Here is a 13,035-nt window from a genome sequence, read left to right on the forward strand (position 1 = left end):
GCTGTACGCAGAAGCCGTTGGGGGGACGTCCCCGTCGTCAATACATTTCTGGCCCGAACCGACGCTTGTACGCCGATGGAGTGATGCCCGTCTCGCGGCGCATCAGCGTGCGCAAGTTGGTAGCGGTGCCCAGCCCGCTCCGCCGTGCGACCACCTCAAAGCGTGACTCGCCTCGTTCGATCAATCGGCAGGCCAAGGCAAGTCGCTCCCCCGTGAGCCACATCAACGGGGTCGTTCCCAGCTGTGCCCGGAAGCGACGATGCAGCGTCGCCGGGCTGACCGCCGCCTGGGCCGCAAGGTCTGACACCGCGAGCGGTGAGTCGAGCCGTTCCTGCGCCCAGGCCAGGACGGGTGCCAGGGACTCGTCGGGGAAGTCGGGCATGGGACGCTCCACGAACTGCCGCTGCCCGCCGTCCCGGTGCGCCGCGAAGACCAGTCGCCGACTCACGGAGCTGGCAATCTCGGCGCCGTAGTCGCGGCGCACCACATGCTCCCCGAGATCGAGTGCGGCCGCGCTTCCCGCAGCGGTGAGGATGTCACCGTCATCCACGAACAGCACGTCTGTTTCGAGGTGGACAGCAGGGAAACGTGACCGGAAAGAAGCCGCCCACTGCCAGTGGGCGGTAGCCCGTCGCCCGTCGAGCACGCCTGCCTCGGCCAGGGTGAAGGCGCCACTGCAGAAGCCGATCAGGCGTGCGCCACGCGCGTGCGCCCGCCGGATGGCGTCGAGCACGGCGGGTCGGCGGGGCACCTCGACGTCGGGGCGGTTGCGGACGATCAAGGTATCCGCCGCATCGGCCGCTTCCAAGCCGGCGACTCCCGTGAGCGTGAAGAATCCGTCTCGCATCGGGGTGCGAGGCTCGGGGGAGCAGAGCCTGAAGTCGTAGAGAACGCGGCCGATCTCCGGCCTTCGGAGGCCGAAGACCTCGGTTGCACAGCCGAGCTCGAAAGGGTTTGAGTTCTCGTCCACGATCACGACCACCCGGTGTATGCCCACCGCGTGAGCCTTCGAAGGAGGCCAGAGCCTGGCTGAGGGGGATGGGCTGGTTACTCATGGGCTCATCCTCCGCGGTTTCGCAGGGGCAGCGTGAGTGCTAGGAATTGCACATGGCGAAAGAACGCATTGTGGAGCCCCCACATCGTCACGCGCGTCAACAACTACGACGTCCGGATCGCCAAGGTCGCAGGCGAACACATCTGGCACGCCCACGACGACACCGACGAATTCTTCCTGGTGCTCGATGGGGAGCTGCACATCTCCTTGCGGGAGCCCGAGGGTGAGCGCACAGTCCTGCTTCCGAAGGGAGCGGTTTTCACCGTCCCCGCAGGTAGCGAGCACAAGCCGTACGCACCGTCCGGTGCCGCGATCCTCATGTTCGAGCCGACTGGGACACCAACCGTGGGCGACCGCCACGATGAGATCCCCGATCACGTGGACGCAACGACTGGACACGCCCTTAGGGCCTGAGCGGACAGGCTGCTCCGGCAGTCGACCATCCCGGATCAGACTCCGTTCGCACATCGAGCGATTCGGTGTGGCACCGGACGACCGGCTGTTCCGAAACCAGGCGGGCAACTACGTGGACGCGGCGGCCGACGGGCTCACCTGGTCACGAGCACGGAAGTACGTCCTGACCCGCACGGAGCTGGCCTCGAGACTGGCCAAGCGGCCATACGATCTGCGCCACGCCGGGATCTCCTTATGGCTTTCCTGGACGGCGTACAGGAGCAAGCGAACCGCCTCATCGAGCAATCCATGGAGGAGTGGGACCGCGTCAGCCGGAGCGCGGAGTCTGCAGGGTGAGTAGGGATTCTGGTCCGTGACTGGTCCGGAAGAGCTGGTCAGGGCTGGGATAGCTATGGGTGCTATCGGGAGATGAGTCGCAAATCTGACTCGATGCCGACCGCGCTGAAAGCAAGGCGCCTGACGGGTAACAGCCCAGCTCAGGCGCTTCCTCGTGGTGCACCCGATAGACGACCACGCTCGCGGCGCCTATCCCGGAGACGGGCGGACCGCTGCCGCTGAGCTACGAGGAACGGGGGATCGTGATGTGGTGGAACTTCATCGGGCGGTCCCACGAGGATATCGCACAGGCGCGTGCGGACTGGGCGGATGGTGCCCGGTTCGGGGAAGTGCATGGCTACGACGGCGACCGACTCCCCGCTCCTGAACTGCCGCCTGTGGCGCTGAAACCGCGGGGAAGGGTGCGCTGAGCTGCACTGATGTGACCGGGTCCGGGCGCGCTCCTGGTCGCGGCAGCTCGGTCTCATACTCAGAAGCGGAATCGGTCCAGCGCTTCTCCGGAAGCTTCCGCCGCACGTGCCCGGGATTCCAAAGTGTGGTCGTGTGCGAGCAGCTTTAGTAGACGTAATGCTGACCCAATGCTGACTTTGCTGACGGGGTGTCAGGCGAATTCGCATCACGGTCTGGCTGGTCTGCTGTCTGTGATGAGCGGACTGGGTACCTGGGGCTGGAGCTTTTCCTGACTCGTGGCAGTTGAGCGAACGAGGGGTACTCGCACATGGCCCACCAGGGGCCGGGATCTCACCCAGAGGGAACAGGGTGTTGTGGTGATCCCACAATGGTGACCCGTCTGGTAGCCGGGACATAGGCCATGACGGGACGGTAGCGAAGTCGCTACCCATGCCGCCCAACGCGTCGTTGGTGATGACAGAGTGAGCCTTTTCAGCGGTAGCTCTTCAGGGTGAGGACGGCTTTGGCCGCGGTGGTGAGCCAGGTGGGGCTGCAGCGTGCTTTGCGGAAGATCCGCCAGGTCTTGAGGCGGGCCACGCCTCGCTCGACGGGATAGCGCTTGGCATTTAACCTCGCGGGTCACTCGACCTGCTGATCTGCGGTTCTTCCTGGGACAGCGGAGGCGGCCGTTCTCCACGCTTCGCGATGTCGAGTCACGAAGTGCGAGAGAACGGCCGCAGGCGGGCATGGGCCCTGTTCAGCGACTTCTCGCGAGGGTTGAGTTCTTTGCCGGGGCGACGCCGTTTCGCGGTGGCGAAGGTGCCACCGGCTCCGAGGTAGGCCAGGTCGGCCAGGACTGAAATGCCCAGTCGGCGGCAGGTGTCGACGATGCGGTGTCTGCGGGCCGCGGTGAGATCGTGGGTGCGGCCGGGCAGCGCCCTGAGATCCACAGGATCGTGCCGTCCGGATCGGTGATCACTTGCACGTTCACTCCGTGACGACGGGTGCTTTCCCGAGTAGTCGCCGCGTGCGTCACCGACCCGGTCGCACTCCGCGAGGTAGAAGGCACCTTTGTTCTGCTGGCGAAGCTGTGGGCTCCGAGCTGACCGTCCGGTTCCGTGGAGGACCTCCAGCCCGCCTGGGAGCTGGAGTTGGGCCGATTGCTCGCTGTCCCCGCTCCCGGCACCCCAACAGCCGACGTCCTTGCTTTCCGGGACCGCTACGCCGATGAGCGCCAGCGTCTGATGAGAGCCGTCCACCGCATGCTCGGTGAGCTGCGCCGGGATTACGAACACCCTGCCGATGTCCTGTCCCAGCTGCGCCGCGAGATCGACCAGTCCGTGAAGGACTACCATGCCGCTGCGAGGAGCACCCGGATGGCGTGGGTGACTCGGTCAGTAACGGTGACGGTCGCCTTGGCGGCCGCTGCGGGAAGTATTGTGCAGCCAGGTCTGACCTGGGCCTTGGGGGCAGTTGGTGGCTACGCCCTGAACGTAGCCACTCGTGAGGTCCGCTCCTTGGCCCGTGCTCGAGATGAACACGACTTCAGCTACTTGCATAGGGTCACGGACACGTTGCCTTGATGCCTCACGGACGGGGCGGAGCTGCCTGCCAGAAGAAAAGGGCGCGCAGCCGGAATATGGCGTTCCTCGCCAGTTCGTTTCATGGTCAGCCAACTGCATCACTGAGCGTTTTCGGAGTGGTCACCGATGGGGTGACGGCGTCGAGGGCGCAACGCACGAGGCACCTGTGCCGTTGAGGGAGATGTTCGAAGTCTCAACTCATCAGCTCAGGTGCCTCGTTGGTTCCCTATCCTGCCGCACTTGACCTGCCTCATGCGCTGGTCGAGTGGGTAACCATGCTCATCGTCACCTGCGAGGGTGACCGCCGCTGCAAGCTCCCGCCACACCGACGCGCGCTCGTCGCTCTGGTGTACTTGCGCAAGCACGACACCCTGGCTCAGATAGCCGCCGGCTTCGGGATCTCGGTGGGCACCGCCCACGCCTATACCGCCGCGGTGATCGACCTTCTGGCTGCCCAGGCGCCTGGCCTGCTCAAGGTCTTGCGCGAGCATGAACCGGAGTACGTCCTGCTCGACGGGACCCTCGCCGAGTGCGACCGTGTGGGCGACGGCCGGGCCGACTACTCGCACAAGCACCGCCGCCACGGCGTGAACGTGCAGGTCGTGACCGACCCGTTCGGGCAGGTGCTGTGGATCTCGCCCGCTCTGCCGGGCCGGTGTCACGACCTCACCGCGGCCCGCACCCACCGAATCATCCGGATCTGCGAACTCCAAGGAGTTGCCGTACTGGCTGACCGTGCTTACCAGGGCGCCGGCCCGTGGGTCACCACCGGGCGCAAACGGCCGCCCGGCGGACGACTGTTCCCGACACAGCAGACGGTCAACCGGGCGCTGGCCACATCCCGGGCGCCCGTGGAGCGGGGCATGGGACGACTGAAGTCATGGCGCATCTTCCGAAGATCCCGGATCAGCCCCAACTGCATGACGTCAATCGCCAAGGCCGTCCTCACCCTGGAGAGGCAACGCTGAAAACGCTCAGTGAGGCGGATTCGTAGTCTGCCGTGGCTCAGGCTCCTACTGGACTGACAAAAAGAATGGCTGTCGCGCCAGCCAGTTCGTTGACCCTGGACCGTGAGTGTTCCGGATCCTGTGATTGGTCTGCATGGATTCGTCCAGGCCGACCTCGTTGAACCGGTGGATCACGTCATGAAGTTGTCTACCTGGTGGCTCTGACCTGCGGCGTTATGGTTCTGCGGGCCTCTGACCTGCGGGGACGCATCTTTCAGTGTCTTTGAGCTTCGTACTGCGTTATGCAGCCGATTCTCCCCACCAGCCTTCAATTACTCCCCAGATTCTCCCCAGAGGTGCCAGTGGGCGAGCACTGTGGCATGGGGAGGGCGGTTCTACGGTGGCTATACGACCAGCGCGTTGAGTGATCAGGGTGCTCCGGGCCGCCCCCGTCAGAGGCTGACTGAGTTGAGTTATCCGGGGCGGACGGCACCCTGCTGGACGGCGGTCTCCAGCCGGTCCAGGTGTCGCGGCAGCGGCGTCACGCTGACGTGGTCCGCGAGGGCCTTGCGCAGGTCTCTCCACGAGCTCGGTCCGGTCCACGGGCGTGTCGGCTACGGCAGTGGCCGGCCCGGGCACGGCGGTGGCCTCATCAGCGGGACGGCGCGCGCCGATCGGCACCGTGTGGCTGCGCCGGTGTCGGATCTCCGTGACGGCCGCGGTCGACAGCCCTTCCCGGGTCAGCTGGACGTGGTCTGCGGTGAAGTCGTACCAGTCGATGGCACCATCACTGCTCTGGGTGCCGATCTGGGCTTTCCGTTGTGCCCCATCGGTGACACACCGCACGCAGTGTAAGCCCTGTGTGCGCAGGAGACGGGGGCCGGTTCGATGCCCGGGCCGAAGACTGTGGTGGCGTTCAGCGGGTCGAATGCGGCGAAGGCGGAGTAGTCGAGGACGAAGTGCAGTGGCTCGTGCCTCGGGGTTCGGCGGTGACCTGGGCGCCCAGCCTGATCTCTTCGACCGGGTCTTGCAGGACGCGAGTCTCACCGCGGATGCCGTGGCGGGCAATCCAGTCCGACACGGCCGCCTTGATGTAGAGGTGGTCCGCGCTCCCCGACCCGGAGATCCTTCCGTTCGTTCTGCGACATGGGGAGTCAGGGGCATCGGGATCCGGCATGTGTGCGAAGTGACAGATCTTCTCCGTACAGAGCCTGGTCGTCAGCTGACCTCCGCACCCGCCCAACCACGGTGGAAGGCTACGCGGATCCCTTGGAGGGGTCACGGGCGGAGGCGATCCGCCGCGCACAGCGGCGGGGCCGATACGACCGGCTGCGCGGCGTGCGGATTGTCACCGGCCACAATCCCCGGACCGGCGAGCTCTATGTTGAGGGCAGCAGCGGGCCGGCAGTGCTGGCCTTGGACGTGCTGTCGCCGGACGAGCGCCGCATGCTCTTCCGCCGGACTCCCGGTGGGCTGGAGCCGCTCTGCCTGTGGCTGTCGGTGAGCGGGCTGCCGAAGAAGGTCCACAGCTGGGAGGACACCTTCGACGATGCGAACAAGCGCGTCGCGGCAGCATGGGTGCGCAGAGCCGATCCGGATGGGCGCCTGCCCGAGGAGGAGCGGGAGCGGATCCGCCGCGAATGCCCGCTGTGGGCAACGGCCCATATGTGCAGGCACTCTTTCGCCCTGAAATGGTTCTCGATCCTGTCCCTGCTGGAAGAACGGAGGCTGGAGGGGTTCACCGCGGAGGAGATCGAAGACTTCCGAGATCAACTGGGGGACATTTGGCTACAGGTGGCGATCTTGCTCGGCCATAAGCACCCGGACACCACCCGGGAGCACTACCTGGAGCCCTTCACGGGGCTGCAGTTGTCCTACCTGATGTCGCAGCTCGATGACGACGAACAGGCCGGCGTCGACTCGCTGGTCCGCATCTTCGCCCGGCACGGCGGCTCCACCATCATGCCCGTTGCCGCGGCTGTCGGTCCAGGAGGTGCCCTGTGAGCGGGCGCGGGCGAGGCGGCCAACGAGCAGCCCAGCCACCCCGGGACTGGCAGCCTCCTGAGCGGCTGCCCGCTGGTGGGGATCAAACCACGGTGATTTTCTACGAGGAACAGAGCGGAAAAAGCCACATCCTCGACTTCTCGTCCTTCCTGGGGCCGCTCGCGATGCAGCAGTGGATGGCCGTGTTGCTGGCGGCCCGGTGCGGTGCGCGCGGCGGAAGCAAGCGTCTGGCCACGGCGAAGAGATACCACTGGATGCTGCACCGCTTCACGGTGGTGCTGTCCGAGGCCGGCCGTGTGCCGGCGACGCCGGGCGAATTGGCGCCCGAGCACTTTCAGATATTTCGTGACAGGTACGAGGGCCATCCGGCGAGTTTGCGGGTGCACTTGATGGCTCTTCGGCGTCTCATGCGCAAGCGCGAAGAGCTGACGGCAGAAGCCCTCCATGATCTCCTGCGCACACGGCTTCCCGCCGCCACGCCGGCAACGCAGGTCATGGCGTACAGCGATCACGAGTGGCAGCAGATCATGACCGCGCTGCGCCGTGATGTCCGTATCGCCCGGGACCGCATCCGTGCGGGAGTACGCCTGCTGGCCCGCTTCCGGGACGGCGAACTCATACCGGGCAGCAGGGAGGAGGCCCTGGGAAGACTGCTGGAGGAGTTCGCCACAACGGGGGATCTGCCCCGGAACGAATCCGGTGCCCTGCGGGACGAGGTGTCCCGGCTCGGCGGCGCGATGGCCATCGGCGGCATGCTGAGCCTCACCCGCGATGAGTCGACGGCCTTCGCGATGCTGCTGAGCGCGCTGACCGCGGAGAATTTCGGGACGGTCAAGACGTGGCCGGCTCTGCACACCCGGCCCGACGGCGGTGTGACGACGCAGGCAGTGGCCTTGGTCGAGGAGACCAAACCACGCCGCGGCCCCGACCGCGAGCACATGGTCGCCGCACTCGAGGACCTCCCCGCCTCCCTGCGCGAGCTGGCCGAATCCGAGGACACCGAGCCCCGTCTCTTCCACTCACCGTTACGGGTGTACCAGCTGCTGCTGGAACTGACACAGACCGCACGCCGCCTCAGCGGAGAGACCCGCGCGTTCATTGCCTACAGCCCCAGGAGCCGTCCGGCGTTCGACAGAGACATGTGGAACACCGAGGTGCACGTGAAGCACTGGAGCCAGACGCGGGGCTTCCCCTCCATGCGCAAAGCTGTTGCCGGAGGACTGCCCGCCGTACAGGTGAGGCGGATCCGCCAGAGTGCGCTGGAACTGAAGCGACGCCCGGTCGCCCACAGTCGCGAAACGTTGCGCGACTACTACCTCAAGCGCAGCCGCACCGTGCAGGAGCAGAGCCGCTCCGTGGTCGGCAAAGCACTGCGCGAACAGGTCGCGAAGGCACGCACGGCAATGGAGATTCCGGTGTTCACGCCGGACTTCCTCGACCGCGCGGCTCAGGACCCGGAGGCGGCAGCGGCTGAGGCCGGGCTTGACCCGGAAGTCCTGAAAGGGCTGTTGGCCGGGGAGCAAGACACGGTGCTGACCGGATGCGTCGATCACCTCGCCGGGCCTGACACGCCACGGGGGACACCGTGCACGGCCTCGTTCTTCACGTGCCTTGGGTGCGAGAACGCCCGCGCTCTCCCACACCAGTTGCCGGTCCAGATCGTGGTCCGAGACCGGCTCCTCGCCACACGCCCCAACTCCGATCCCACAACCTGGCGCGCGAAATACCAAGCGGCCACCGACCGGCTCGAGGACATCCTGCGTCACTACACCCCTGCCGAGCGCGAGCAGGCCCGCGCCAAGCTGAGCGACGGGCAGAGCGAACTGATCGACGACCTGCTGAGCGGAAGGCTGGATCTCCGATGACCGCCCCCTCGACCTCCTCGGCCACCTCCGCGTCGGGAAACGGCAGCCTTCCGGGCCAGGCGCTCTGGCCTGCCGATGACGTCCTCATCCTCCGCAAGCGGCCGGTACGGATCGGCACTCCGCCCTCGCGCATGTCGCGATTCGGAGACGAGCTATGGCATGTCCAGCCAGCCCACCGCGACGCGCACCTTCAGATCTCGGCCATCTCCTGGTCCAGCTTTCCCGGCGCACTGCGTCAGCATTTCCGCACGTTCTTCCTGGCCGCCCTGGACCACCCCGTCCCGGTGGAGCCGGGCGGGCGGCAACGCCCCGCCGAGCAGGCCAGCATCGGCAGCTTTCCCTACTGGGTCATCGACATGCGGGTTCTGGCGCTCTGGCTGGACGAACAGGGGTTCCATAACCATTCCGAGGTGCGCGACGCCGATCTGGAGACCTTCCGCACCTACGTGCTGGGCCTGGACCGCAACGGTCGCCGAAAGTCGGACCTGATCACCGCGGTGCGCCTGCTGTGGCTCTTCAGCGAGCACATGCCCGCCCAGTGCCGCCTCGATTGTGACTTCCCCTGGGCCGGTCAGACCGCCAAGGAGGTCGTCGGGGCACCGGCAAGGACGGGGCGGGAGAACAAGACCCCACGCATCGCCGAGGACACCATGGAGGCGCTATTGGCCTGGGTCCTGGTGATGATCGAGGGAGTCGGTCCTGACATCCGGGATGCCTGGCACGAGTACCAGCAACTGGAGGCCGGGAAGCACCACTCGCAGGCCCGGTACAGCGGCACACGGGAGGAACGGCTTCGCGCATACCTCTCGCACTGCCGTCAACGGGGCATCGCCCTGCCCGGCCACGAAGGCGGAGACATCAACCACGGGCACATCAAGCGACTCATGGGCATCCCGAAGGCACACCGTCAAGGAGTGTCAGTGACCATGCTGGGTCTCCTTGTCGACAGCGGCCTGCCCGTCGCAGCCTTCACCGGCATCGGCCGAATCACCGGACAGGTCCATGGCCGTTCCTGGCGTGAGCACCCCATCACCATCGGAGAACTCCCCAACCTGGTGCGTCTGTTGTCCGCCGCGCTGTTCACGGCGGTCTGCTACCTCTCCGGAATGCGCCCCGGTGAGGTTCTCAATCTTCGCCGCGGATGCCGTGATATCGACGAAGCGACAGGTGAGCTCCTGGTCCACGGCTTCCGCGGTAAGGGCTTCGACCGCGTCCCCGACCAGCCAGACGTATCCGAACCTCTGCGCCCGTGGGTCGTTGTGGACGTGGTGCACGCCGCCATCAGCCTCCTGGAAGAACTGCACGAATCGGCGCACCCATCCCCGCTGATCCCGCTGGCCGCATCAATGCCACCCGCTACCGCCGCACCCTGGCCCGCTTCATCGTCCGCAGGCCGCGGGGGCTGATCGCAGCCGCACTGCAATACGGACATATTAATATCAAAGTAACCTTGAGCTACGCCGGGTATGCCGACCCCTCCTGGCTGCATGACATAGCCGTGGAGAAACTCGAGCTCATCATCGACCAGGTCGAGCAGGACGGCCGACGCCTTGCGGCCGGTGAGCACGTCAGCGGTCCCTCTGCCGACGAATACCGGGCCCGCGTGGAACGCACCGCGCCGTTCGAGGGCCGAGTGGTGACGAGCGCCGGCAGCGCGGAACGACTCCTGGAGCAGATGGATCCTGCGATCTATCACGGGCAGGGTATGACTTGCGTATGGCGCGCGGCCACGGCCGCCTGCCGCAAGGCCAAGCTCGCACTCGGGCTGCCGGACGATGACATACCGGACGAGTCGGAGTGCCGATCCTCGTGCGCCAACCTCGCCTACACCGACCGCGATATCGAAGACGTGCAGCGCCGACGCGAGCGGCATCGGGCCGACGCGGCCGACCCACTGGCTCCCAAGCCCCGGCGCGACCGCGCGGCGGCACAGGCTGCTCAACTGTCGGGGATCATCGACCGCCACCACATGCAAGGCGTCCCTGACGCCGGGGAGGGGACCGTATGACCAGGCTTCTTCCCTGCCGGCCAATCGGTGCCCGGCGGGCAGCACCGCCACCCGCGGCTCGGCGTAGAGCGGGGCGACGCGCAGGCCGGCCTCGTCCATGGGCAGCCGCACATAGCCCACGTCGATGCGGCCGTCGAGCAGCATCGGGGACTGGTCGTCCCATTCGATCCGTTGCACGTCCACCAGAACGTCCGGGTGCTGGGTGGCGAAGAGTTGTACCGCCGGGGCGACCGCGATGCCTGCCCGGAAGCCGACCATTAGCCGCTGGCTGCCCCGCGCGGCCACGGTCACCCGGCGGCGGGCCGCGTGCGCGGAGGCCAGCAGCGGGCCGGCGTCGGTCAGCAACTGCCTGCCGGCGTCAGTCAGCATCACGCCGTGGCTGTCCCTTGTCAGCAGCGAGGTGCCGAGATCCTTTTCCAGCGCGCGGATCTGCCGGCTGAGCAGCGGCTGCGCGATGTGCAGCTCATCGGCGGCGCGGCCGAAGTGGAGCTTGTCGGCGACGGCGACGAAGTAGCGCAACTTGCGCAGGTCCAGATCCATGGAGCCCTCCCGGTCCGGCGATGCCTTCAGGGTATCGCAGCGACTGAAAGAGGTCTTGGACAGCCACTCAGGCCAATGACAACCTGAATGGGTACCTAACGGGGCCGAAGTGAATTCGGTTTAAGAATTCGACATCGGAACTCGATGGCAGGGCTCAGGCTCAGAATGAGCACATCGGGAATGGAGCGCCGTCCGTCGCGTCATTCGACGGATTCGACGACACGATCGTTAATAACGACGGGATAGGCATGGCGTCCTATCCAGCTCCAGAAAGCAGGCACACCAATGAGCAACATCAGCATTATCGGCCTGGGGAACATGGCCGGCGCCCTGGCCGGCCGGGCGCTCGCCGGCGGCAACGCCGTCGAGATCATCGGCCGCGACCCGGCCAAGGCCAAGGAATTGGCCGCCGCGCTCGGCGGCGCCACTGTCGGGACGGCCGGTGCCGCCCCGGCCGGGGACATCGTTATCCTCGCCGTGCCTTACGCCGGCGCGGCGGCGGTGATGAGCGAGTACGGGGACGCACTGCACGGCAAGGTCATCATCGACGTCACCAACCCCGTCTCCCCTGATTCCCAGGGCCTTGTGACCCCCGACGGCAGTTCCGGCGCGCAGGAGATCGCCAAGGTCGCCCCCGCCGGCGCGCACGTCGTGAAGGCGTTCAACACCGTCTTCGGTCACATGCTGGCGCAGGGCAACCCGCTGGACGTGCTCATCGCCGGCGATGACGCCGAGGCCAAGACGACTGTGTCGGCATTCATCGAAAGTCTCGGGCTGCGGCCGATGGACACCGGCCCCCTGGGGATGGCGCGCTGGCTGGAGGGAACGGGCCTGGTGATGATCGGCCTGGGCCGCTATGGCGCGGGGAGCTTCAACTTCACCCTCGGCGTCAACACTTCTGCCTGAGCGCGCCCACACCACCACTTCTCGCGCCACATCAATCACAAGGACCAGTAGCATGCGCGTTTTCGTCACTGGCGGGACCGGCCATTCCGGTTCGTACATCATCCCCGAGCTCGTCGCCGCCGGGCACGAGGTCACCGGCCTGGCCCGATCGGACACGGCCGCGGCGGCGCTGTCCGCGCTCGGCGCGAAGGTGCGCCGCGGCGACCTCCAGGATCTCGACGGGCTCAAGGAGGCGGCTGCGGATTCCGACGGCGTCGTCCACGTCGCGCACCGGCAAGACCTGCTTCCGTCCGGCGGGATGGGCGCCGTGGCCGCCGCGGAACTCCCGATCATGCTCGCGTACGGCGAGGCACTCGCGGGAACCGGAAAGCCGCTCGTCGCGGCGGGGAGCATAGGGTCGCCCGGGAAGCTGGGCCGGCCGGCCACCGAGGAGGACCCGGCCCTTTCTGTCGGTGATGAGCACAAGGGCACCCTCCGGGTTCGCAATGTCGTGGAAGCCGCCGTAATCGGTCTCGCCGAACAGGGAGTGCGGTCTTCGGTCGTGCGGATTGCCAACATCATGCACAGCACGACCGATGCGGGCTTCCTCCCCATGCTGATCGCGCTCGCGAAGGAGAAGGGTTTCGCCGGCTACCCCGGAGACGGCGCGAACCTGTGGAACGCCGTGCACGTCCGCGATGTCGCCTCGTTGTTCCGCTTGGCGCTGGAGAAGGGTCCGGCTGGCAAATACTGGCACGCGGTTGAGGATGGGGGCATCCCGTTCCGCGAGATCGCCGAGGCCATTGGCAGCCGCCTGGGCCTGCCCGCGGTGAGCATTCCCGCAGACGACCTGATGGTGCCGGGATACTTCGGGTTCCTCGCGAACGTCGTCACGCAGAACTACCCGGCGTCCAACCTCATCACCCGCCAGGCCCTCGGCTGGGAACCCGCTCAACCCAGCCTGCTCGCCGATCTGGACAACGGCCATTACTTCCCCTCCGGCACCCCA

8 protein-coding genes and 5 pseudogenes are annotated in these 13,035 nt (G+C 66.7%); 9 read left to right on the top strand and 4 right to left on the bottom strand.

Features of this window, described 5'->3' with window-relative positions:
* Positions 1 to 37 precede the first annotated feature (37 nt).
* Positions 38 to 976, bottom strand: a complete 939-nt coding sequence (locus tag ACFT7S_RS06380) for a GlxA family transcriptional regulator (protein WP_382727772.1) — start codon at positions 974 to 976, stop codon at positions 38 to 40.
* A gap of 147 nt (positions 977 to 1,123) precedes the next feature.
* On the opposite strand from ACFT7S_RS06380, the gene ACFT7S_RS06385 reads away from it, so the two are divergent.
* Positions 1,124 to 1,468, top strand: coding sequence for a cupin domain-containing protein (locus ACFT7S_RS06385; protein WP_382727775.1), 345 nt, complete (start codon positions 1,124 to 1,126; stop codon positions 1,466 to 1,468).
* Positions 1,469 to 2,034: 566 nt separating this feature from the next.
* Positions 2,035 to 2,214, top strand: a pseudogene (locus tag ACFT7S_RS06390) (pirin family protein); the annotation flags it as partial.
* Positions 2,215 to 2,686: 472 nt separating this feature from the next.
* On the opposite strand, the pseudogene ACFT7S_RS06395 reads toward ACFT7S_RS06390, so the two are convergent.
* Together ACFT7S_RS06395 and ACFT7S_RS06400 are read right to left on the bottom strand one after the other, a co-directional pair.
* Positions 2,687 to 2,824, bottom strand: a pseudogene (locus tag ACFT7S_RS06395) (IS5/IS1182 family transposase); the annotation flags it as partial.
* Positions 2,825 to 2,943: 119 nt separating this feature from the next.
* Positions 2,944 to 3,252 (bottom strand): annotated as a pseudogene (locus ACFT7S_RS06400) (transposase family protein); the annotation flags it as partial.
* A gap of 743 nt (positions 3,253 to 3,995) precedes the next feature.
* Here ACFT7S_RS06400 and ACFT7S_RS06405 point away from each other — a divergent pair.
* The 5 genes from ACFT7S_RS06405 (at position 3,996) to ACFT7S_RS06425 (ending at position 10,601) form a co-directional block, all read left to right on the top strand.
* On the top strand, positions 3,996 to 4,745 hold the full coding sequence (locus ACFT7S_RS06405) for a transposase family protein (protein WP_382727778.1): 750 nt from the start codon (positions 3,996 to 3,998) through the stop codon (positions 4,743 to 4,745).
* A gap of 1,227 nt (positions 4,746 to 5,972) precedes the next feature.
* The gene (locus ACFT7S_RS06410; RefSeq protein WP_382727780.1) at positions 5,973 to 6,728 is read left to right on the top strand and encodes a hypothetical protein; all 756 of its coding nucleotides are present in this window, start codon (positions 5,973 to 5,975) and stop codon (positions 6,726 to 6,728) included.
* Between the two features lie 92 nt (positions 6,729 to 6,820).
* Entirely contained in the window at positions 6,821 to 8,593 is a 1,773-nt protein-coding gene (locus tag ACFT7S_RS06415; RefSeq protein ID WP_382727783.1) for a hypothetical protein, read from the top strand.
* Positions 8,590 to 9,999 carry a hypothetical protein gene (locus ACFT7S_RS06420; RefSeq protein ID WP_382727785.1) on the top strand — a complete coding sequence of 470 codons (1,410 nt, stop codon included), beginning with the start codon at positions 8,590 to 8,592 and terminating at the stop codon, positions 9,997 to 9,999. The genes ACFT7S_RS06415 and ACFT7S_RS06420 overlap by 4 nt, the downstream gene beginning before the upstream one ends.
* Before the next feature lie 44 nt (positions 10,000 to 10,043).
* Positions 10,044 to 10,601, top strand: a complete 558-nt coding sequence (locus ACFT7S_RS06425; RefSeq protein ID WP_382728574.1) for a hypothetical protein — start codon at positions 10,044 to 10,046, stop codon at positions 10,599 to 10,601.
* Between the two features lie 6 nt (positions 10,602 to 10,607).
* Here ACFT7S_RS06425 and ACFT7S_RS06430 read toward each other — a convergent pair.
* Positions 10,608 to 11,141 (bottom strand): annotated as a pseudogene (locus ACFT7S_RS06430) (LysR family transcriptional regulator); the annotation flags it as partial.
* Between the two features lie 285 nt (positions 11,142 to 11,426).
* Between ACFT7S_RS06430 and ACFT7S_RS06435 the strand changes: the two are divergent.
* Together ACFT7S_RS06435 and ACFT7S_RS06440 are read left to right on the top strand one after the other, a co-directional pair.
* On the top strand, positions 11,427 to 12,047 hold the full coding sequence (locus ACFT7S_RS06435; RefSeq protein ID WP_382727788.1) for an NADPH-dependent F420 reductase: 621 nt from the start codon (positions 11,427 to 11,429) through the stop codon (positions 12,045 to 12,047).
* A gap of 52 nt (positions 12,048 to 12,099) precedes the next feature.
* A pseudogene (locus tag ACFT7S_RS06440) lies at positions 12,100 to 13,026 on the top strand (SDR family oxidoreductase); the annotation flags it as partial.
* Between the last annotated feature and the right edge of the window lie 9 nt (positions 13,027 to 13,035).

Source organism: Streptomyces sp. NPDC057136, from assembly GCF_042670885.1.
Classification (GTDB): Bacteria; Actinomycetota; Actinomycetes; order Streptomycetales; family Streptomycetaceae; genus Streptomyces.

What these genes read in the sequence shown, in the direction of transcription:
- ACFT7S_RS06420 (WP_382727785.1), top strand. Translation starts at nt 8,590, where the DNA reads ATGACCGCCCCCTCGACCTCCTCGGCCACCTCCGCGTCGGGAAACGGC.
- ACFT7S_RS06435 (WP_382727788.1), top strand. Translation starts at nt 11,427, where the DNA reads ATGAGCAACATCAGCATTATCGGCCTGGGGAACATGGCCGGCGCCCTG.